At 65.9% G+C, this 21,273-nt stretch carries 20 protein-coding genes and 1 pseudogene; 6 read left to right on the top strand and 15 right to left on the bottom strand.

From position 1 onward, the window contains the following. Positions 1–25: 25 nt before the first annotated feature. From C5E05_RS20525 to C5E05_RS09135, 3 genes are read right to left on the bottom strand one after another with little or no spacing between them, the layout of a single operon-like run. Positions 26–763 carry a cupin domain-containing protein gene (locus tag C5E05_RS20525; protein ID WP_258064822.1) on the bottom strand — a complete coding sequence of 246 codons (738 nt, stop codon included), beginning with the start codon at positions 761–763 and terminating at the stop codon, positions 26–28. Then, positions 760–2,133, bottom strand: coding sequence for an NAD-dependent succinate-semialdehyde dehydrogenase (locus tag C5E05_RS09140; RefSeq protein ID WP_104239926.1), 1,374 nt, complete (start codon positions 2,131–2,133; stop codon positions 760–762). Before C5E05_RS09140 ends, C5E05_RS20525 begins: the two co-directional genes overlap by 4 nt. A 29-nt stretch (positions 2,134–2,162) precedes the next feature. Continuing rightward, positions 2,163–3,230: an Ldh family oxidoreductase gene (locus C5E05_RS09135; RefSeq protein WP_104307321.1), complete on the bottom strand. Its 1,068-nt coding sequence runs from the start codon at positions 3,228–3,230 to the stop codon at positions 2,163–2,165. A gap of 83 nt (positions 3,231–3,313) precedes the next feature. Here C5E05_RS09135 and C5E05_RS09130 point away from each other — a divergent pair, with 83 nt between their 5' ends. Then, entirely contained in the window at positions 3,314–3,625 is a 312-nt protein-coding gene (locus tag C5E05_RS09130) for a putative quinol monooxygenase (RefSeq protein ID WP_104307322.1), read from the top strand. Positions 3,626–3,631: 6 nt separating this feature from the next. On the opposite strand, the gene C5E05_RS09125 is transcribed toward C5E05_RS09130, so the two are convergent. Beyond that, the gene (locus C5E05_RS09125) at positions 3,632–4,378 is read right to left on the bottom strand and encodes a GntR family transcriptional regulator (protein WP_104307323.1); all 747 of its coding nucleotides are present in this window, start codon (positions 4,376–4,378) and stop codon (positions 3,632–3,634) included. A gap of 124 nt (positions 4,379–4,502) precedes the next feature. Between C5E05_RS09125 and C5E05_RS09120 the strand changes: the two genes are divergently transcribed. The 3 genes from C5E05_RS09120 (at position 4,503) to C5E05_RS09115 (ending at position 6,743) form a co-directional block, all read left to right on the top strand. Then, positions 4,503–5,918, top strand: a complete 1,416-nt coding sequence (locus C5E05_RS09120; protein ID WP_104239922.1) for a CitMHS family transporter — start codon at positions 4,503–4,505, stop codon at positions 5,916–5,918. Positions 5,919–6,047: 129 nt separating this feature from the next. Further along, the gene (locus C5E05_RS20125) at positions 6,048–6,221 is read left to right on the top strand and encodes a hypothetical protein (protein ID WP_181058150.1); all 174 of its coding nucleotides are present in this window, start codon (positions 6,048–6,050) and stop codon (positions 6,219–6,221) included. 21 nt (positions 6,222–6,242) lie between these two features. Further along, entirely contained in the window at positions 6,243–6,743 is a 501-nt protein-coding gene (locus C5E05_RS09115) for a MarR family winged helix-turn-helix transcriptional regulator (RefSeq protein ID WP_104239921.1), read from the top strand. Positions 6,744–6,882: 139 nt separating this feature from the next. Here the strand turns inward: C5E05_RS09115 and C5E05_RS09110 are convergent, their stop codons facing one another. The 6 genes from C5E05_RS09110 to C5E05_RS09085 all read right to left on the bottom strand — a co-directional run bounded on the left by C5E05_RS09110 (position 6,883) and on the right by C5E05_RS09085 (position 13,088). After that, positions 6,883–8,241 (bottom strand): alpha-L-fucosidase, encoded by a 1,359-nt coding sequence (locus C5E05_RS09110; protein ID WP_104341748.1) that lies wholly within the window; start codon positions 8,239–8,241, stop codon positions 6,883–6,885. Between the two features lie 82 nt (positions 8,242–8,323). Next, complete coding sequence (locus C5E05_RS09105; RefSeq protein ID WP_104341747.1) at positions 8,324–9,202, bottom strand: carbohydrate ABC transporter permease; 879 nt, start codon at positions 9,200–9,202, stop codon at positions 8,324–8,326. After that, positions 9,195–10,145, bottom strand: a complete 951-nt coding sequence (locus tag C5E05_RS09100; protein WP_104239918.1) for a carbohydrate ABC transporter permease — start codon at positions 10,143–10,145, stop codon at positions 9,195–9,197. The genes C5E05_RS09105 and C5E05_RS09100 overlap by 8 nt, the downstream gene beginning before the upstream one ends. Further along, positions 10,142–11,368, bottom strand: a complete 1,227-nt coding sequence (locus C5E05_RS09095) for an ABC transporter substrate-binding protein (protein WP_104307327.1) — start codon at positions 11,366–11,368, stop codon at positions 10,142–10,144. Before C5E05_RS09095 ends, C5E05_RS09100 begins: the two co-directional genes overlap by 4 nt. 137 nt (positions 11,369–11,505) lie before the next feature. Then, positions 11,506–12,237, bottom strand: a complete 732-nt coding sequence (locus tag C5E05_RS09090) for an SDR family NAD(P)-dependent oxidoreductase (protein ID WP_104239965.1) — start codon at positions 12,235–12,237, stop codon at positions 11,506–11,508. 8 nt (positions 12,238–12,245) lie between these two features. Beyond that, entirely contained in the window at positions 12,246–13,088 is an 843-nt protein-coding gene (locus tag C5E05_RS09085; protein ID WP_104239916.1) for a fumarylacetoacetate hydrolase family protein, read from the bottom strand. A 112-nt stretch (positions 13,089–13,200) separates the two neighbouring features. Here C5E05_RS09085 and C5E05_RS09080 point away from each other — a divergent pair, with 112 nt between their 5' ends. Further along, complete coding sequence (locus C5E05_RS09080) at positions 13,201–14,499, top strand: enolase C-terminal domain-like protein (protein ID WP_104239915.1); 1,299 nt, start codon at positions 13,201–13,203, stop codon at positions 14,497–14,499. Beyond that, a complete protein-coding gene (locus C5E05_RS09075) occupies positions 14,496–15,455 on the top strand; it encodes an aldo/keto reductase (RefSeq protein ID WP_104341746.1) in 960 nt (319 codons plus the stop codon). The genes C5E05_RS09080 and C5E05_RS09075 overlap by 4 nt, the downstream gene beginning before the upstream one ends. Before the next feature lie 43 nt (positions 15,456–15,498). On the opposite strand, the gene C5E05_RS09070 is transcribed toward C5E05_RS09075, so the two are convergent. From C5E05_RS09070 to C5E05_RS09050, 5 genes and pseudogenes are all read right to left on the bottom strand, one after another. After that, positions 15,499–16,377, bottom strand: a complete 879-nt coding sequence (locus C5E05_RS09070) for an amidohydrolase (protein WP_104341745.1) — start codon at positions 16,375–16,377, stop codon at positions 15,499–15,501. 1 nt (position 16,378) lies between these two features. Then, positions 16,379–16,711 (bottom strand): L-rhamnose mutarotase, encoded by a 333-nt coding sequence (locus C5E05_RS09065; protein WP_104341744.1) that lies wholly within the window; start codon positions 16,709–16,711, stop codon positions 16,379–16,381. After that, the gene (locus tag C5E05_RS09060; RefSeq protein ID WP_104239911.1) at positions 16,708–17,379 is read right to left on the bottom strand and encodes a FadR/GntR family transcriptional regulator; all 672 of its coding nucleotides are present in this window, start codon (positions 17,377–17,379) and stop codon (positions 16,708–16,710) included. Before C5E05_RS09060 ends, C5E05_RS09065 begins: the two co-directional genes overlap by 4 nt. Positions 17,380–17,554: 175 nt before the next feature. Next, positions 17,555–19,420: a BNR-4 repeat-containing protein gene (locus tag C5E05_RS09055; RefSeq protein ID WP_181059480.1), complete on the bottom strand. Its 1,866-nt coding sequence runs from the start codon at positions 19,418–19,420 to the stop codon at positions 17,555–17,557. Between the two features lie 308 nt (positions 19,421–19,728). Further along, positions 19,729–21,246, bottom strand: a pseudogene (locus C5E05_RS09050) (sugar porter family MFS transporter); the annotation flags it as partial. Between the last annotated feature and the right edge of the window lie 27 nt (positions 21,247–21,273).

The raw sequence follows: 21,273 nt of genomic DNA, 5'->3' as shown, positions 1-21,273 counted from the left end.
CGTGCACCACAAAGCAGACCGGGAGTCAGAACGCCGTCAAGACGTTCTTGAGATGCTCGACACGAGGCGGTTCGGCGAGGTGTTCGCCCACGAGGGCTCGCCATTCCTGGAATTCGGGAGACTCCCGGAAGATGACCATGTGGTGGTCGACGGACTCCCATCGCACGATGAGCCGGTACTCGGTGGCGTCCTCTGCGACAGACTCGAGCGCGAAGGTGCGCGCACCGGCAGTTCGCTGGAACAAGGGGGCTGCTCTTGCGACGGCGCGCTCGAACGCCGCCTGGTGTCCGTCATGGACTCTCAAGGTCGCGACTTCGGTGACAGAGTCGAGACCGGAGGGGCCAGCGCTGTCGGCCGATTCCCCGTCGATTCGCCCGTGCTCACCGCTGTCGATGAGCGTGCGTGTGGAATCGATCGATCCGTAGATCCAGAGGATTCTCATGGGCTCGGTGGCCGAGATGTTCTCGAAGTGGTGGGGAATGTTCGCGGGCACGAAGGTGGTGTCAAAGGTGTTGAGCTCCGAGCGTTCGCCGTCGATGTCGACGATGGCGCGACCTTCGATGACGATGACGGATTCGGCCACATTGTGGGTGTGGTGGCCGATCTGGGCGCCGGGGTCGAAGATCGTCATGCCGTTGAGGTAGGAAGTCGCGCCTCGGCCGTAGGTGACGAGGGGGATGGTGCGTGCACCACCGCCGCGATTCTTTGAGGGCAGCTCTTCCGGTCGAAAGACATGGGGCTGGTAGGAGCTGATGGGGCTCATTCGCTGACCGGTCCGATCCAGATCGTCTTGACGTTCACGAACTCGCGGATGCCGTATCCGGAGAGCTCGCGCCCGTAGCCGGATCGCTTGATGCCGCCGAAGGGCAGGCGCGGGTCGGAGGCGACCTGGCCGTTGATGAACACGGCTCCCGAGTCAACTCGTCGTGCGGTGGCTCGAGCAGCGTCGACGTCGCGAGAGAAGATCGTCGCCCCGAGCCCGTATTCACTGGAGTTTGCGAGCTCGACGGCCTCATCGATGTTGGCGACGCGAGTGACGGAAGCGACGGGGCCGAAGGTCTCTTCGTCGAACGCGGCACTGCCCGGCTTGACGTGGTCGAGGATCGTTGGCGGGTAGAAGTAGCCAGGGCCGTCCGGGATCGCGCCTCCGATGAGCGCCGTTGCCCCGGACTCGAGCGTGCGCTCGACCTGCTCGTGCAGAGCGTCTCGGAGGTTGCCACGTGCCATGGGGCCGATCTGCGTTTCCTCGCGGCGAGGGTCTCCAACGACCAGAGCAGCAGCTTTCTCGGTGAAGAGTCTCACGAACTCGTCCGCGATGCTCTCGTCCACGAGGAAGCGCTTCGCGTTGACGCAGGACTGCCCGGTGGTGTTGAAGCGGGAGCTGACGGCAACAGTGGATGCGGCCTCGAGGTCTGCATCTGCTGCCACGATGAAGGGGTCGGAGCCGCCAAGCTCGAGGACCTGCTTCTTGAGGACGCTGCCCGCCTGCGCGGCGACGAGTGCGCCGACTTCGGTAGAGCCGGTGAGGGTGACCGCGGCGATGCGCTCGTCCTCGATGATGCCCTTGACCTCGGACGCGTTGATGATGAGCGTCGAGAAGAGTCCGGCTGGGGTGCCGGCCTCGTCCATGATCTTCTGGATGACGAGAGCACTGCCGGGGACGTTGTTGGCGTGCTTGAGAATCGCGCCGTTGCCAGCAGCGAGGGCGGGCGCTGCGAAGCGGAAGAACTGCCAGAACGGGTAGTTCCAGGGCATGATCGCCAGGACCACGCCGAGCGGATCGAACTCCACGCCGGAGGTTGTGGCGTTCGACTCGATCTCCTCGAATGCAAGGTACGACGCCGCGTGCTCGGCGTAGTAGTCGAGGGTCTTGGCGGACTTGAGGATCTCGCCGCGCGCCTCAGCGATGGGCTTTCCCATCTCATCGGTGATGAGCGCCGCGTATTCGTCGACACCGCTGCGAAGTGTCGCGGCGATGCGAGTGAGCAGCTGCGTGCGCTCTTCGAGGGGTGTCGTCCGCCACGTCCGCTGCGCGGTGACCGCTGCGGTTAGAGCGCGGTCAACGTCCTCAGGGGTGTGCAGCGGGTAGTCGGCAATGTTCTGGCCGGTTGTCGGGTTGATAGCGGTAGGCATTGTTCTCTTCCGTTCTTCTTTGAAGTGAGTTAGCTGCGGTGGGGGAGCGCGATGCGCGCTTCGCTCGCGAGTTCCGCCAGGTCGTCCCAGGTGTTCGCGGGGAGGATGATGCCGCCAGCAGCGGCGTTCGCTGCTGCCGATTCGTCCTCGATCTCGCCGGGGTAGTAGATGCGTTCATGCCCCTGCGCGAGCGGGGTGTCGTGGACCTCGTCGATCATCTGCTGGACCCTGGATTGGAACTCGTCCGGGGAGCCCAGGGTTGCGACGTCGATGGCGAGGAAGAGGTGCCCAGCCCCGGAGGGCTTGTCCGCCTCGTACGGCCCGTGGACGCTCCGGCCAACTTTGCTCCCCGTGAGCGCGCCGGAAAGCACGTCCATCATGAAGCTGATGGCGTATCCCTTGTGGCCAGCCATAGGCAAGATCACGCCGTGTACGGCTTCGCCAGCGTCAGTGGTCGGAGCACCGTCCGGCGTGAGCGCCCAAGTGGAGGGAATCGGCTCTTCCCGCTGGCGGGCAAGGTAGATCTTCCCGCGCGCCACGGCGGTGTTCGCGATATCGAGCGAGATCACACCGTCGCCATTCGGTGCCGCGATCGACCATGGGTTGGTGCCCACACGCTTCTCGCGGCCACCCCACGGCGCCATCGCCGGGGACGCATTGGTGGTCAGGATGGAGACGCAACCGTCGTGCGCCGCGCGGCGGGTGAAGTACATGGCCGTCCCGAAGTGGTTCGAATTGCGAACGCCGACGGCGCCGATGCCATGCACGCGAGCCCGAGTCACGGCCTCCTTGCGTGCACGCTCAGTCAGGACCTGTCCAACTCCATCGTGCCCATCGATCAGGAGGAGACTGCCCGTGTCCACGAGCGTCGTGGGGGTTGCGGAGGCCTGCATCGCTCCGGTTCTCAGGCGAGCCACGTACCAGGGAAGGCGCAGCAGCCCATGCGACTGATGCCCCCACATATCGGCCTGCACCAAGCTGTCCGCGACCAGATCAGCGTCGGCTTCCTTCAAGTGGTGGAACTGGAGCACGCTCGACGCGAAAACACGCCACACCGCGGCTTCAACGCGAACTCCCTGGGGGCTTATCGTCTGCATTCTTCGACCTCTCGGAACCAGCACCATCGTTGGTGCATGAGTTAGGGTACACCTTCAGGTATACCTAGCAAGAGGGAGAGTACATGTTCAGCGTCTGGGTCACGGTTGAAGTGCAGGAACAATACGTCAGCGAATTCCTGGCAGCGATCACGGAGAACGCGGAGTCCTCCGTGCGCGACGAGGTCGGCTGCCTGAGTTTCGATGTCATCGAGATCGACCGAGAGGCTCGTCAGTACGGGTTCTACGAGATCTACCGCGACGAGGTCGCCTTCACCCTCGAGCACCGTCGTGCGGCGCACTATGCGACCTGGAAGGATGTGGCGGCTCGAGCCCTCGTCCCCGGCTCGCAGGTCATCACGACTGGCGACCGCTTCGTTGCGATCACGAGTCGCTGACGGCGATCAGCCGTCGATGTCCACCATCGCGTCAGGGCGGGTGGAGTCGAGCAAGGCGGTGAAAATCGCCTGATCCACGTGGAAGAGGTGGTTCATGCAGGCGGCCGCGGCTTTGTCTCCGTCGCCCTGCGCGATGGCGCGGCACATCTCGATGTGCTCTCGTACGGACTCCGCGAGACGGCCGACGTCGGCATGGGCAATTCTCCGCAGGCGGGAAGCGTGCGGTCGAAGCTCCGTGATCGCTCGAGCGAGGTAGTCGTTCGAGGTGAGCGACACCACGGTGTCATCGAACTTGCGGGTCAACTCGGCGAAACGGGCTGCGAACTCCGGGGAGTATGGCTCGTCCACGAGCTCAGCGAATGCCGCTTCAAGGTCGAGAAATCGCACGCTCAGCGCCGGGTCTTTCACTTGCCGTGCAGCAATCGCCTTCATCGCTGCCGGCTCAAGAATGCGTCGATAGTCGAACAGTGCTCGGGCGCTTCGCAACGAGAGCCGCGTCACCGTCGGGGCGCGTCGGGGCTCGATCTCGACGAGCTGATCCACTGCCAGCCGACGGAGTGCTTCACGGACCGGCGTGCGTGAAGCGCCGGTGTGCTCCACAAGCATCGCCTCGGGCAACGCCTGCCCAGGGGTGAATGTCCCGTTCTCGATGTCCTCACGCAGGTGGCGATACACGCGCTCGGTCTTCGCAAGCTGCTCCGGCACCGCACCGGCAGATGAATCAGCTGAACGGGGTTGCGCGATTTCGACCATGGGTACATATTAGGTTCTCAATAGGTATACCTGTGTGTATATACTCCGTGTACCTAGCCTGGCTGGGTTGTGCTGCGCAACCGCAGGCGACCTAGAGTCCCCGTATCGACAATGAGGAGCAACGATGCTCGTAGTCCTCGGCTTTCTGATGATCGCCGTCTTCATGTACCTCGTGATGAGCAAGAGGGCGACCCCCATCGCCACGCTCATCCTCGTCCCCCTGATCTTCGGGGCGTTCACTGGGGCTGGCCTCGGCATGGGTGACATGGTGATCGAGTCTTTGCTCAAGCTCGCACCAACCGCGGCACTGCTGTTCTTCGCAATCATCTTCTTTGGGACGATGATCGACGTCGGCCTCTTTGACCCACTGATCCGACTCATCCTGCGCTTCGTGAAGGACGATCCGGTGCGTCTGGTCATCGGGACCGCGCTGCTGACGAGCATCGTCTCGCTCGATGGGGATGGCTCCACTACCTTCATCATCGTCACCTCGGCGTTTCTGCCTCTCTACCTGCGTCTTGGGCTCAGCCCTGTCGTGCTCACCGTCGTCGCGGCACTTTCCAACGGTGTCCTCAACACAGTGCCGTGGGGCGGTTCGACTGCTCGCGCCGCGGCGGCCCTTGGGGTGTCGCCGATCGACATCTTCGTCCCCATGGCCCCTGCGATCTTCGCGGGCGTCGTCACCGTGCTGGTCCTCGCATACTTCCTGGGCCGTTCCGAGCGCAAGCGCATCGGCAGGCTGTCCCTGCCCGGCGAAGGCGGCGGCGTGTCACCCTCAGTCGACAAGAACTCCAGCCGGCAGCTCGTGCACAGCATCGCCGCCGCAGAGGGAATGCCCAAGACGGGCTCATCGGTGGTCATCGAGAACGACTTCGCTCGTGAGGTCACGGAGACCGGCACCATCCAGACCCGCCCCAACGCACGTCCGAGGCTGATCTGGTTCAACCTCGTCCTCACCCTGGCCGTCATGACGCTGCTTGTCATGGATGTCGTCGAGCCGGCCGTTATCTTCATGGCCGCCGCCGGTATCGCCCTTGTCGTGAACTTCCCGAAGATCAAGGAACAGTCCGCGCAGATCAAAGCTCACGCCGACAGTGTGATCAGCGTCGTCGGCATGGTCTTCGCCGCATCCGTCCTCACCGGCATCATGAACGGCACCGGCATGATCACCGAGATGGCCGCGTGGCTCGTCTCGATCATCCCGGACTGGATGGGATCGTTCATGCCCGTCATCGCGGGGCTGCTCAGCATCCCGCTCACGTTCATCATGACCAACGACGCGTTCTACTTCGGAGTGCTTCCGATCCTCGCGGAGACGGCGAGCCACTACGGGATCGCTCCCGTCGAGATGGCGCGCGCTGGGCTCGTTGGACAGGCGCTGCATCAGTCCAGCCCACTCGTGGCTTCCTTCTTGCTGCTTATCGGGCTTGCGAACGTCAACCTCGGAGACCACTTCAAGAAGGTCATCGTGCGGGGCATCCTCGTGGCGCTCGTGATGCTCATCGTGGGCGGCCTGATCGGTGCGTACCAGCTCTTCTGAAGACTGCTGCGGAAGCGAGCCACCGGTGCTTGACGCGCCGGTGGCTCGTTCTGGTTCGAGCTGCAGTTCGCACTCGGGGTGGGGAGTTCTCACCTTGTTGCCCTCCGTGAACGTAGCTAGGCTAACTACATGACTTCCCTCGCTCCCACCTCCGCCTCTGAGAAGTCAGCCAAGCGCTCCACTTCGGACCGCTACTGGGACGCCTACCAGCGACGCACGCTCCCGAAGGAGTTTCTCGCCCTGTCCGTCATCGGTGCGACGCTCAGCGTCGGCTGCATCGCCGCCGTCTCCGCGTTCCTCTGATCGGGTCGGTGACCACAGCTCATGACTGACGTCTCAAGGAACCGCGAACAGAACTCGACGACCCGTGAGCGCCCCTCCGCGACTCCAGGGGACGAGGCCTCTGAGGCCGTCGACGAGCTGCGCCGAGCGGAGGCGCGCCTCGGGCGGCGCCGCCAGGCGACCGGTGAGCTGAGCGAGACCCACCGGTCCGCGATGCGGTTCATCCTCGAGCGAACCGGTGAGGGGAAGCGAACGAGCCCTGGCGAGCTGGCCGACTGGCTCGACGTCACGAGCGCGTCGGCGACGATGCTCGTGCAGCGCCTCACCGAATCGGGCCTCGTGCGAACGGCGCCGGACCCGGATGACCGTCGACGCAAGATGATCGTTCCGGTCGACACCGACCTCGACGCCGACGAGATCGACCCCGTCTCCGGCCAGATCCGCAGCCTCTCCGAGGATCTCTCCCCGCAGGAGGCGAAGCTCGTCTCGCTGTACCTCGACCGCGTCACCGCGGTCGTCGATGGGGAGTCGTCGAACAGCTGACGCTGGAGGCTGACCTTCGGCGCACGACCTCGGCATTCGGTGGCACGGCGCGGCAGCAGGTGACGGCGGAAACCACGACGCCGCCCGAGGCTGTCGCGATGACAGCTTCGGGCGGCGTCGTGGTTTCCGACGTCGATACCTACGCTTCGACGTCGCCGCGGATCGGGAAGGAGACGCGAACGAGGCCTTCGACGGCACCGTCTGCGCGCACGAGCGTCACCGTGTCACCGTCAACGCGGGAGGTCGCGCCGACGACCTCCGCCCCCGCGAGGTCGAGCCGATCGGACAGTGCCTCGAGGATGACGGTCTCGCCGACAGGCAGATCCACGAAGGCGTTCGCGATGCCACCCGTGCGCGTCCAACGCACCCACGGAGTGCCGCTCTCTGCGCCGAGTATCGAATCCAGCGGACGTGAGCCGAAGACGGCCTCTCCGTGCACCGCGTTCCAGGCCCCGAGCACCTCGAGCGTGTGCCGCTGCAGCTCTGGCACCTCGCCTGAGGCCGTGAGCCCGATGTTCAGGAGGAAGTTGCCGCCACGGGACACGATGTCGACGAAGTTCCGAATCGCGTCGACGCCGCTGAGCGAGTTCGACTCGTCCTCCAGCGTGTTGTGCCCGAACGAGAACCCGACGCCGCGGCAGTTCTCCCAGGCGCCGTCACCTTCCTGGGCGCGTCCCTGCTCGTACTCGCTGGTCCGGAAGTCCCAGTGGGTCTCGCCCCACCGGTCGTTCGAGACCCCATCCGGACGGCTCGCGTAGAACTTCTCAAAGATGTTGACCAGGCTCTTCTCGCCTGGCGCCTTGCCAGCGTCCGGCCACTCGATGTCGCCCCACAGCACCTCAGGCTGATACTTCTCGATGAGGTCCACGACGTGGTCGTGCGCGTAGTCGGCGTACTCCTTGTCGACGGGGCGTCGGTCTCCCTCGATGGGGCCATCGATGACGGCAGCGTCGGTGAAGTGCCAGTCGAGTCCGCCCGAGTAGTAGACGCCGAACCTCACGCCGCGAGCCTCGGCGGCGTCCTTGAACTCCGCGACGAGATCGCGGTGGGGGCCGCGCTGCACGGTGTTGCGGTCGCCGGTTCCCGGAGCGTCCCACAGCGCCACGCCGTCATGGTGCTTCGTGGTGGGGACGAAGTAGCGAGCCCCGGTCGACTTCACGAGGTCCATGACCGCCCCCGCATCGAAGTTCTCCGCCTTCCACAGGTCGATGAACGCGTCATACGGGGCACCGTCGAACACCTCCTGCTGATGCTGGTGCGCCGTGCTGCCCTCGATGCGAACCGTGTTGTAGTACCACTCGGCGTAGGGGTTGTGCCGGAACCAGTACTCCTCGTCGAACGTCCCGAGCGGACCGATCGGCTCGGCCCAGGCCGGCACCGAGTACGGTCCCCAGTGCACGAAGATGCCGAGCTTCGCATCCTGGTACCACTCGGGTGTCTCGCGTTCGAACTTCTTGTAGGCCTCTGGGCGGACGGGCTCTGACTTGAACATTGCCATGGGAAGCGGCTTCCTCTCTGAAGCGGTTGCTGTTGCCTGGTTGGGGTGGGGGAGGGCCGTCGGTGGGTGACGGGAGTCGCAGTCAGCGGCCGCCCATGCCGGACGTGACGACACCTCGGACGAGGTGCTTCTGCAGCGCCACGAGCAGGACGCTCGTCGGGAGCATCGAGATGACGGACGCCGCCATGAGCAGATGCCACTGGGTACCCTGCTGGCCGAAGAACTGCTGGAGTCCGAGCGGGATCGTCCCGAGGGCGCTCACATCGTTGACGATGATGAGTGGCCACAGGAACGAGTTCCAATACGTGATGAAGGTGAAGACCGCGAGCACGGCGAGCGTGGACCGGGAGAGGGGCAGCATGATGCGGAAGAAGATCGTCACCGTTCCGGCGCCATCGAGGCGGGCTGCGTCTTCGAGCTCCTGCGGCACCGTCATGTAGAACTGGCGGAGCAGGAAGGCACCGAGCGCGGTGAACGCCCAGGGGATGATGAGCGCCTCGTACGAGTTCACCCACCCCAGCGAGCGCATGAGCACGAATGCCGGCACGATGATGACCTCCTGCGGGAGCATCATGGTCGCCAGGAACACGGCGAACGTGGCGCCGCGACCCTTCCACTTGAGCCGAGAGAACGCGTAGCCGGAGAGCGCGGCGACCGCGAGCGTGAGCGCGGTCCCGAGCACGGCGACGATCATGCCGTTCATCAGGTACTGGCCGAAGGGGGCGTACTCGAAGACCTCGACGAAGTTGCCCCATTCGAGGGTCGAGCCGAAGAGGCTCGGGGGAGTGGAGAAGATCTCGTTCGGCTTCTTGAGAGATGACCCGATCATCACGAGAAGCGGCGAGATGAAGATGAGCGTGACGATCCCGAGCAGCACGTAGCCGATGGCGGAACGGATGCGCTGACCTGCTCGACTCGGAACTGCGGCCCTGCGTCGGACCTGGGTGGTGCCGCTACTCATAGTGCACCCACTTCTTCTGGCCGATGAACTGCACGGCGGTGATGACCAGGATCATGATGAACAGCACCCAGCCGGCTGCGGCGGCGAGCCCGAGCTGCTGGAACGTGAAGCCCTGGTTGTAGATGAACTGCACGAGCGTCAGCGTCGAGGTTCCGGGCCCTCCCTTGGTGAGGATGTAGGGCTGGATGAAGACCTGGAACGACGTGATGAGCGTCATGATCGTGGCGAAGAACACCGACGGCGAGATCAAGGGCAACTGGATGCGCCAGAAGATCGTCCAGGGGTTGGCGCCGTCGAGCTGTGCGGCTTCGATCTGGTTCTCGGGCACCGAGTCGAGGGCAGCCGAGAACACCAGCATGTTGTAGCCGAACCCCTGCCACACACTCATGACGACGATCGCGGCCATGGCCCAGTTGGGATCGGCCAGGAAGTTCGGCAGCTCGATCCCGAAGAGCGTCTGCGACGTCGCGTCGAGCGTGCCGCCGGGCTCGTAGATGAGACGCCAGACGACCGCGTTGGCGACGATCGGCGTGACGGTCGGCAGGAAGAACAGCACCCTGAAGAACTGGCGTCCCTTGATGCGCGGTGACAGCCATGCGGCCATGCCCATCGAGACGATGAGGTTCAGCGGAAGGTAGAGGACGACGAAGAGGAGCGTGTTGCCGAACGCGGCCCTGAAGGTCTCGTCAGCGAACAGGCGCTGGAAGTTGTCCATGCCGGTGAACGTCGGGCTGCCGATCATCGGCCAGTCGTGGAAGCTCATGACGAGCGCGATGACGATGGGGGTCAAGGTGAAGAGCCCGAGCCCGATCGCGTGGGGGGCAGCGAATGCCGGCCCCCACAGGTTCGGGCGCTGCCTGCGCGGCGGCGCCGGCTCTCGCTTCGCCTCGGTGGTCAAGGGAACCGCGGGCGTCGTCGCCTCCGGTTCAGTGGTGAGCGTCATGATCCGAGCTGCGTCGCGATCTCGGGCAGGACTTCATCCGCCGGCTTGTCGCCGTTCACCATCTGCGGCCCGTACTGGACGAGCAGCTGGTTGAACTGGTCGCCCTTCGCGGAACCCGGGAGAGGGATCGCCGTCTCGAGCGCCGCATCCATGGCCTCCTGGAGGCCGTCGATGCCGGCGTTGTCGAACCACACCTGCTGCGCGGCGGTGCGTGCCGGGAAGGCGCGGCCCTGCTCAGCGAGCGAGGTCAGCACCTCCTCGGAGGTCATGCCTGCGATGGCAGAGAGGGCGGCTTCCGGGTCTGCGCACTCCGAGGAGATGCCGAAGCCGCTGCCGGCCGAGAAGGTGCCTCCGCCGTTCGGGCCGGCGGGCAGCGTCGCGACGCCGATCTCGAAGTCCGTCTTCGCGTTGAAGTCGAGCAGCAGCCACGGGCCTCCGACGACGGAGGCGGCTGAGCCGTTCACGAAGGCGTTGTCGTCCGCGGTGTTGTCCGGTCCGTTGGCGACTGTCGCGCGGCCGTCCTGGACGGCTTCCGCGATCCATTCGACTCCCTCGCCGAAGGCTGAGTCGTCGAAGGTGAACTCGCCGTTCTCATCGAGGACGCGGCCTCCGTTGTAGGCGAGCACGCTGCTCTCGAGGAAGAGGTCCTCGACCGTCGATGCGAAGCCCACCTGGCCGGCGTCCTTGAGCTTCGCGGTGGCCGCATCGAACTCGTCTGCGGTCCAGCCGGGAGCCGGGTCGGCGACGCCCGCCGCGGCGAAGGCGTCCTTGTTGTAGAAGAGCACCATGGGGCCTGTGTCGTAGGGAATCGCGTACTGCTGGCCGTCGACCTGCATCGCGTCGAGCGCGCCCTGGTCGAATTCGGCGAGGTCGATGTCGGAGCCGGCGATGAGGTCGTCGAGCGGCAGGAGGCCGCTGTTGAACTGGTTGATGCGGAGGCTCTGCATCGAGACGATGCACGGGGCGGCGGAGGTGCCGAGCTGCGTGGACAGCTTCGTCCAGTAGTCGGCGAATGGTGCTCCCTGCAAGGTCACGTTCACCCCTGAGGCGGCGGCTCCTGCTTCGCCGACGGCCTGCCAGGCTGTCTGGTCTTCCGTGGATCCGATCCACATCGACCAGACGAGCCCGTCAGCGGATTCGGCAGAGTCTCCCGACGCGCATCCTGCGAGGGCCAGCGACCCGATTGCCAGGACGGCGGCGGCAGTCTTCGTGCGTCTCTTCATCGTTATCTCCTTTGATGTTGCGATGTTGGGGCGTGCGGCCCCGAAGCTTCGCCTGAGGCGATCTAATCATCCGATGTTTAGATGGTCAAGAGTGAGTTTGAGTCAATTCAATGGATGGAATGCGGGTAAACATCGGTTCAACTCGCAGCAGGCGACACGCGGAGTCCGGCCATCCCGCCGTCGACCGCGAGGCTCGTGCCCGTTGTCGAACGTGCGGCCGGACTCGCGAGGTAGGCCACGGCCTCGGCGACCTCGTCGGCGTCCACCAATCTGCCCTGTGGCTGCCTCGCCTCGAGCGCGGCGCGCGCCGCGTCGGGATCGGCGGAGTCGGCGAGCAGCCGCTGAACCCACGGTGTGTCCGCGGTGCCCGGGTTCACTGCGTTCACGCGTACCCCGTCGGCGAGGTGATCCGCGGCCATCTGCAGCGTCAGTGCCAGGAGCGCTCCCTTCGTCGCTCCGTAGACCGCGCGCTGTGGGAGACCTGCAGTCGATGCGATCGAGCAGGTGTTCACCACCGCTGCGCTGGGCGAGCGACGCAGATGTGGCAACGCGGCTCGCGTGACCCTCACAGCCCCGAGCACGTTGATGTCGAACGCGCGGTGCCACTCTTCGTCGGAGTTGGTCTCGATCGTCCCGACCGTGCTGATGCCGGCATTGTTGACGACGATGTCGACCCGCCCGTGCTGTTCGACGACCCACTCCACGCCCGCCCGCACAGCCGCGTCGTCGCCGATGTCGACGACGGCGCCTCCCTCGCTCGGCGCGAGATCGAACGGCACGGCGATCGCCCCAGCTTCCTGGAGTCGCGTCACGATCGCGGCGCCGATCCCAGAGGCGCCGCCGGTCACGATCGCGACAAGCCCCTGCATGGATCCGCTCACACGATCACCTGCCGCTGCGTTCCGAGGCCATCGATGCTGAGCTCGACCACGTCGCCGACCTGCAGATACGGGAACCGTCCGGAAAGAGCGACCCCTTCCGGAGTGCCCGTGAGGACGACATCGCCCGGCTCGAGCGTGAGGTATTGGCTCAGTGTCCAGATGATGTGCGGGACATCGAAGATCATGTCGGCTGTCGAGGAGTCCTGCCTCGGCTCGCCGTTGACGAAGCTGCGAAGGCGCAGTGCTCGGAAGTCGACTTCGTCCGGAGTCACCAGCTCAGGCCCGAGCGGCGAGAACCGAGGGGCCGACTTGCCCTTGCTCCATTGCCCACCCGGGGCTTCGAGCTGCCAGGCCCGCTCGGAGAGGTCGTTGCCGATGAGGAAGCCGGCGACCGCATCCAGTGCTTCGTCGCTGCTCTCGAGGTAGCTGACGCGCTTCGAGATGACGACGCCGAGCTCGACCTCCCAGTCCGACTTCTTTGAGCCCCGCGGCAGGGGCACGTCGTCGAACGGCCCGGAGGCCGTGTTGGGTGTCTTGAGGAACATGACGACGTCGCTCGGGGGTGCGGCGCCTGACTCTGCGGCGTGGGCTGCGTAGTTCATCCCGACGCAGATGATCGCCGATGGGCGCGCGACGGGAGTGCCCACGCGGAGTGCTTCTGCTCCGTCGAGCTCGGGGAGCTCCCCGGCCTCGTGCGCCGCTCGGACGCGAGCGATGCCACCGTGCTCGAAGAACCCGCCGTCGAGGTCTTCGGTGACCCCTCGCAGGTCGAAGTCCGTGCCGGCCGCGCGAAGGACGGGGATCTCTGCCCCCTCGTCACCCAATCGAAGAAAACGCATACATACGCTCCAAACATCTGAAGATTACGACCTCTGAGGGCCTACGACGCGGCTACTGTAACACTTGACGCGGTATTGATCCGATGTTTACAGTTCTCGGCAAGGAGGAACAATGAGCAAAGTTCAGTCACTGACGACTGTCGACGTCCGGTTCCCGACGTCTCTGACCGCTGACGGCACCGACGCGATGAATCTCGACCCCGACTACTCGGCGGCGTATGCGGTGATCGAGACCGACGCCGCAGACGGCCTCGCGGGCCACGCGTTCGCCTTCACGATCGGCCGCGGCAACGACGTGCAGGTGGCCGCCATCCGGTCGCTCGAGCAGTACCTCATCGGGCGGGACGTCGAAGAGCTGCTCGCCGATATGGGCGCCACCTACCGAGGGTTCGTGTACGACTCCCAGCTGCGCTGGCTCGGCCCCGAGAAGGGCGTCATGCACATGGCCATCGGCGCCGTCGTCAACGCCCTGTGGGATCTCAAGGCCAAGCGCGCCGGTGAGCCGCTCTGGCGGCTCCTGTCGCGCATGTCGCCAGAAGAGCTCGTGCAGCTGGTCGATTTCCGCTACCTGTCCGACGCGTTGACCCGCGAGGATGCGCTGCAGATCCTTCGAGCCTCCGAACCGGGAAGAGCAGAGCGGGAGGCGACCCTCCTGCGCACGGGCTACCCGGCCTACACGACGACCCCCGGATGGCTCGGCTACTCCGATGAGAAGCTTGCGCGACTCTGCAGGGAGGCGCTCGACGACGGCTTCCCGCAGATCAAGCTCAAGGTGGGCGGAGACCTGGATGACGACATCCGGCGGATGCGCATCGCCCGCGAGATCTGCGGCCCCGACTTTCCCATCGCGATCGACGCGAACCAGCGTTGGGACACGCGGGATGCCATCGAGTGGATCACCGCGCTCGTTCCCTACGGGATCGCCTGGGTGGAGGAGCCGACCAGCCCGGACGACGTCCTCGCGCACGCCGCCATCTCCCGCGCCATCGCACCCATCCCCGTCGCCACCGGCGAGCACGCGCACAGCCGGGTCATGTTCAAGCAGTTCCTGCAGGCCGATGGCATGCAGGTCATGCAGATCGACGCGAGCCGTGTCGGAGGCGTCAACGAGAACATCGCGAACCTCCTGCTCGCCGCGAAGTTCGGCGTGCGTGTCTGCCCGCACGCGGGCGGAGTGGGGCTCTGCGAGGCTGTGCAGCACCTCTCTATGTTCGACTTCGTCGCCGTGAGCGGCACGATGGAGAATCGGATGATCGAGTTCGTCGATCACCTGCACGAGCACTTCGTGAGCCCGACTGTCCTCGAAGACGGGCACTACGTCACCCCGCTCGCCCCCGGCGCCGGAACGGAGATGCTCTCGCAGACCCTCATCGACTACGCGTTCTCCTCAGAGCCGGTCGTGGTCGCGTGATCGACCGGCTGGGCTTCGGGGCCGCCTCTCTCGGCAATCTCTACCGGGAGGTCAGCGACGAGCAGGCCCGTGCGGCTCTCGCGGCGGCATGGGACGAAGGCGTTCGGGTCTACGACACGGCGCCGCACTACGGGCTCGGGTTGTCCGAGCGAAGGCTCGGGGCGTTCCTGTCCGGCCTTCCTGCGGACGAGTACGTGCTCTCCACGAAAGTGGGGCGTCTACTGGTGCCCAACCCGGATTTCGATGGCGGGACAGACGAAGCCGATGGGTTCGCTGTGCCCGCCGACCGCATCCGCCGGTTCGACCCGTCGAGGTCGGGCGTCGAGCGAAGTCTCCATGAGTCGCTCGAGCGGATGGGCGTCGACCGGGTCGATGTGGCCTACCTCCACGACCCCGACGTCTATGACCTCGACGCCGGCATCTCCCAAGGGCTGCCTGCTCTTGTGGAGCTGCGCGAGCAGGGTGTCGTCGCGGAGGTCGGCATCGGCGTCAACGACGTCGGTGCGGCGCTCCGGGCCGTCGAAGAGAGCGACATCGACGTGGTCATGATCGCCGGCCGCTACACGTTGCTCGAGCAGCCAGCAGCCAGCGAGCTGCTGCCTCGTTGCCTCGCGCGTGGCGTGAGGGTGGTGACGGCTGCGGTCTTCAACTCCGGACTGCTTGCGACGGCGACCCGCGCGGCTGATGCGCACTACAACTATGGGGCTGTGCCAGAGGAGGTCGCCGCACGCGTCGACCTGCTCGCGCAGGTCTGCGAGAGGTACGAGGTGACGCTTCCCCAGGCCGCCATCCAGTTCCCCCTCCGCCACCCTGCAGTCTCGACGGTGGTCGTCGGCACCTCGCGGGCTGCCGCCGTGCGCGAGAACGCACGCCACCTGCGAGCATCCATCCCCGAAGAGCTGTGGCTCGAGCTCGAGCGGCTCGGCCTCATTCCTGCTCCAGCATTCGAGCGCTGACGCCGATGACCTGATGGCGGTGCCGGCTGGCACCGCCATCAGGTCATCGCCGCAGTCGATAGGCCCGCGCCGCCGTCTCCGTCCCGACCTGCAGCCACTCGGCGTCCGACAATCGCGCGCGTACGAACTCCAGCCACTCGGCTGTCGTGAGTCCGGCGGCGCCGACGGCACTCACCGGCCAGTCGCTCCCGAACATGCAGCGGTCTGGGCCGAAGACAGCCAGTGCTGTATCGACGACTCGTCCGACCCGAGCGGCGAAGCTCGCCTGCGAGCTCGGGCCAGCCTCGGCAGACAAGCCGCTCAGCTTGACGGAGACGTTCGGCAGGGCGCCGAGCCTGCGCAGGCCGCGCTCCCAGGACGCCCAGCTCGCGTCGCGCTCGTCGTCGGCGAGCGGGGGCTTGCCGACGTGGTCGAGAATCACCGGCAGCGAAGCGGCGCGGGACACCGCGTCCGCCAACTCCTCGAGCTGCCACCAGCGCACGCAGGCATCGAAGCTCGCACCGCGCCGGGCGAGCACGCCAAGGCCCGAGACGAGTGCGTCTGACGCCACGGCGCCACGGGGGAGGTCCTGCAGCAGGTGACGAACGCCGCGATAGAGCTCGAGCTGCTCGAGGGCGTCGAGGTGTGCCTCGAGTGCGGGGACGCCGCGCAGGAGGTCGGCGTCCGCGACGATGCCGGAGAGCGCCGGCCACTTCGGCGCAAGCGACTGCACCCAGCTGGCCTCCGTCAGTGCGTCTTCTGGGGCGGCGCCAGCCTGCACGAAGACGGCCGCGTGCACGTCGCCTCGCTGAGCGTCGTACTCCGCGGGCAGTCGCGACGCGGAGAGGTCCGGCAGTGCGTCGAGCCAGTCGAACCGCACCCGCGCCCGGTCCCAGACGTGCACGTGCGCATCCACCGGCCCTGAACCGCGGACTCCGCTCATGTCAGCTGCGCCGCTTCTGAGCCTCGAGATCCCACATCAATTCGAGCGGCGAGTACCCGTCTTCGCCGTCGGGGCCTCGGAACAGTTCGACGAAGCGTCCGATGTCTTCCTGCCAGCGCGCGTTCGCGGCATCTCCGTCGAGTGCTGCGTTCGCCGCTTCCCAGTCGTCGCAGATCACGTCGTGGAACAGCCGATGCCCTGAGCGGTAGATGGTCCAGCTGCGGATTCCGACGCGGTCGAACGTCGCAACGAGCTCGGTGGGAATCACCGCATGGCTTTCGCGATACCGCTCGATGGCGCCCGGCTTGATCTCCGAGTGCAGCGCGACCCTCATCGAGCGTCTCGCAGCCAGCGCTCGACACCGGACACGTGGGCGAGCGTGAGTGCCGCAGTGAGCTCCGCGTCTCCTGAGCGGAGCGCGTCCAGAATGGCCCGATGCTCGTCGATCGTCCGTGCAACTGCTCCAGCCTGAGTGATGCCGCGCCAGACGCGGGCCCGCACGGTCCGGCTGGACAGCGAGTCGATGAGGCTCGTCAGGTACTTGTTCCCGGTGCTCTCGACGATGTGGCGATGGAACTTCAGGTCGTGCTCGATGAGCCCCTCGACCTCGGTGTCGTCACCGATCTCACGGAGAATCTCCTCGAGGTTCTCGAGCTGCTCGGGCGAGGCCTCCCGCGCGGCCACGGCCGCAGCCTGAGGCTCGAGCATGCGTCGCACTGCGAGGATCTCGAGCACGCTGTCATCCTGGTGCAGGTCGACGACGAAGTTCATCGCCTCGAGCAGCAGGCGTGGCTCGAGACTCGTGACGTACGTGCCGTCGCCCCTCCGCACATCCAGGACCCGGATGACTTCGAGCGCCTTGACGGCCTCGCGAAGCGAGCTGCGCGACAACCCGAGTCGATCGCTCAGCTCCTTCTCTGGGGGGAGTTTGGACCCAGGCACGAGATCGCCGGAGACGATCATCTCCTTGATCTGCAGGATAGCTCCGTCGGTGACTGCCATGATCGGAGTGTAGCCGCATTCATCCGATGTCTGCTAGCTCGACGTGGGCGCGGTGTCCAGTGGCGCGAGGTGGCGCCCCGCGTGATCCGTCTCGGGGTGCGGATGAGAGGAGCGCCCCTCCGCAGACCAGCGGAGGGGCGCTCTTGAGTGATGACTTCAGGTGTTGTCGGCGGGCTCAGGCGTTCTTTCTCCGAGCCAGGAGTCCCGCACCGAGCAGGAGCAGCGCACCGGCGGCCCCGAAGGCGAGCCACGGCAGGTCGGCGCCGGTGGTTGCGAGCTCGGAACCGCTGTCGGCCTCGGCGGGGCCCGGCGCGGATGGAGTCGTGCCTGGCCCCTGGCCCCCGGTCCCGGTCGTCTCCGTCGGCTGGACTGAGATCGGCGGCAGCGCGGTGGCGGTTGCCGTCGCCGTGGGCTGCGAAGTGGCCGTGGGGTCGATCGTCTCCGGCGGAGTCTCCGACGCTGCTCGGAGCAGCAGCACGGAGAGCGTCGATCCACCTTCTGGCCATTCGTCCCGCGGCAGGTCGCGGTTCTGACCGAGGCTCTCCCACCGGAGGACGTATCGGCCATTGTCCGTGTTGCCGCCTCGGTCCTGCTGCACGTTCACCTGCAGTCCCGGATACGTGCCGGCGAGCTCTGCGACCTGCGCCGGGTACGGCGGGGTCGACACCTGGGTCACCGGCTGCTGATCTCTGTCGATGATGATGCTCATCGGCTCGCCTGAGCACAGGTAGTTGACCTGCACGTCGCCGTCGGACAGCACCTCGGAGCCCAGCATCTGCACCTCGAAGACGAGGCTGCCGCCGCCACCGAAGCTCCATCGCCCCTCCCAGTCGGACACCTGGTCGATCTTCCAGGCTGGGTCGGAGGAGGTGCGGTCTGGCGTGGCCGTGAAGACCTGCGAGTTCCCCGCTTCGTCGTACTTGTGGTAGCTGATCAGCACTTCATCGTCGGCAGTGAAGCCGATACGCGCGTTGCCGTTGAGGAGCCCTGCGTAGTCTGGAATCGGGTCGACGACGTCGCCGGCTCCATACGTGAATGGGGTGGTGAGCGGTTCGCCCTTGCTGTCCTGCCAGGTCACGAGGTCGTCGCTGCTCGCGTAGCTGAGCATGCTGTTCGTGGCGGCGTCCGGGGTGTCTCGCCAGACCCAGAGCAGGTGGAACTTTCCGTCGGGGCCCAACGTGGGGCCCTGATAGTAGGAGTTCCAGGTGCCTTCCGGGTTCTCGGTCGTACCGGCGCCGTCGAAGAGGGGCTGGTCGATCAGGCGCGACCATGACTGCGTCGTCTCGTCGAACAGGTTGAAGTAGGTGACACCCGAGCCCGAGCCGCCGTTTCGGTGGCTGAACACGAGGCTGCCGTCCTTGCGGTTGACGAACTCCGGGTAGGTCACGGAGTCTTCTGTCGCTGGGTCGACCATGGTCGGGACCGCGGTCAGGGTCGTCACGTCACCGGATGCATCGGTGCGGTAGTAGTTCAGCGCGACATCGTGCATGTTGCCGGCGACGTGGAGCGCACCGTCGCGGTCGAGGCCCAGCGAGATGTAGTTGTGGCTGTCCCATTCGAGCGTCTCTGGGAGGGGCTGGTAGATCCAATCGCCTGCGCTGGTCCCGTCGGTGCGGAGGGCGCGCTGGGCGATGACCATCTCGCGGTCGTCGGTGTAGAAGCCGACGTATTGGCGATCGTCCTGGGTCAGGAGGTCCTGGAGGACGTACATGCCCGCCCAGGTGAGGCCGAGCTCCGATTCCTCGATGACGGTCTCGGAGGTATCGGCGAAGTCGTACGGTGCGCCCCGGTCGTCGCAGACGAGCGGGCCGGGTGTTGGGGAAGTCGTCGCGGACGCGCTCGCCGATGGCAGTGGGGAGGCGCTTGCGGTGGGGGTCGGGGTCGCAGTGGGTTGTGCGGTGGAGGAAGCCGCGGGTGGTGGGGTGTCGATCGGGCTGGTTGTCGCCTGCGCGGGCGCGGCGAGCAACGGCAGGCCGATGAAGGCGGCAGTGAGAACACTGGCGCTCGATAGCAGTGGGAGGCGGCGTGTGCGTTCAGCCATAGGGGCGGGACTCCTTCGTCTCGTGGTCCGTTGACTGTATCGTTTCAATCAACGCGGGGAAAGGCCCAAACCCCCTAAATGCCCCGATTCATCCGATGATTAACCGAAATTTACAGTGTTTGTCGCGGAAAGCACGCGAATATTGTCCGCTGCTCGCACTCAGGTCCGACCTCTCGCGGTTGAGGTGTTGGGGTCGGCGCAGCGCACAGAAAGAGCCCGCGGAGTCGGCTCGGACGTCCAGATCGAAGCCGATCCCGCGGGCGGGTCGGCCGCTCGCAGAAGCGGCCGAGTCGTGAATTCTGTGGTGGCTAGCGGGTCTTTCCGAGCACGTGGATGGCCCCCGTCGTGACGCCGGCCTCGAGCTTCTCGAGGGTCACCCCGCGGGTCTCGGGAACCTGCGTGATCGTGAAGAGCAACGCGAGCGCCCCGATACCGGCGAACAGGAAGAACACCCCGCTGATGCCCATCCCGGCGATCAGGCTCGGGAAGTAGAGCGCCAGGAAGCCGTTGGTCATCCAGCCGAAGAACACGGACACGCCGATGCCGAGGCCGCGCATGTGCAGCGGGAAGATCTCCGCGAGGTACACCCAGACGGCGACGTTCAAGAAGGTCTGCATCGACGCGACGAATGCGACGACGAGGATGAGGATCACGAACGGGCGGGCCGGGTTGCCGACCGGGAGCAGCAGGGAAGCGGCGCCGATGAGCAGGTGGCAGGTCGTCGTCAGTGTGAGGCCGATCGCAAACGTCTTTCTGCGGTCGACGCGGTCCATCATGTACAGCGCGATGAACCCGCCGATGACGGCGACCACACCGGGCGCGATGTTCGCGATGAGGGCCGCATCCGCCTCGAAGCCCGACTCGATGAGCACCACCTGGCCGTAGTACATGATCGAGTTGATGCCCGTCAGCTGCTGCATCATGGAGACGCCGATGCCGATGAGCAGGATGCGGATGAGCCACTTGTTCGTGAGTACCGCGCCGAGGCCGACCTTCGCTTCGGTCTGCTCCTCCTTCGCGACCTGCTCGACCTCGCCGAGCTCGGCGATCGCGCGCTCCTCGGAGCGCACCGTCTTGAGCACGGTGAGTGCGTCCGCGTGGCGGCCCTTCTCGACCAGCCAGCGCGGCGACTCGGGCATGCGCAGCATCCCGAAGAAGAGGGCGATGGCGGGGATCGCGCAGACGGCGAACATGATGCGCCACACTCCGTCGATGTGGCTGAGCGTGTTGCCGAGGATGGCGTTGATGACAAAAGCGGAGAGCTGGCCCGTGACGATCGCGACCTCGTTGCGGCCCGTGATCGAACCGCGGATCTCGAACGGCGCCAGCTCTGCCAGGTAGACGGGTACGACGGTGGATGCGCCGCCGACGGCGAGCCCCAGCATGACGCGCCCCACGACGAGCAGCGCGAAGTTCGGCGACGCGACGACGACGACCGTGCCGAGGAAGAACAGCACGGCGAGGATGATGATCGTGCGGCGGCGGCCGATGGCGTCCGAGATGCGTCCTCCGAAGAGCGCGCCGAAGGCGGCGGCGAACACGAGGGAGCTGGTGACGACGCCCTCCGTGAAGGCATCGAGGCCGATCTCCGCGGCCATGGGGCGCAGCGCGCCGTTGATGACACCCGTGTCGTAGCCGAAGAGCAGTCCGCCGAAGCAGGCGACGATCGAGATGAGTCCGAGCCGCTTGCGGTACGGGCCTGGCGTGAGTTTGGGCAGGGTCGTCTCTGACACTGATGCCCCATGCGTGGAAGTGATGAGAACTCCTTTGTCTCCGCGGTTCGTCGCGCTCCTGGGTGATTTCTGCGCGATTCTGGCCGGGTCTCCCGGCCGATTGGAGGCAACCTTATACGT

The sequence above is a fragment of the Pseudoclavibacter sp. AY1H1 genome (genome assembly GCF_002931055.1).
Taxonomy (GTDB): domain Bacteria; phylum Actinomycetota; class Actinomycetes; order Actinomycetales; family Microbacteriaceae; genus Pseudoclavibacter.
The sequence above is the reverse complement of the archived record's forward strand: the minus strand, read 5'-3'. Positions and strand labels throughout refer to the sequence as shown.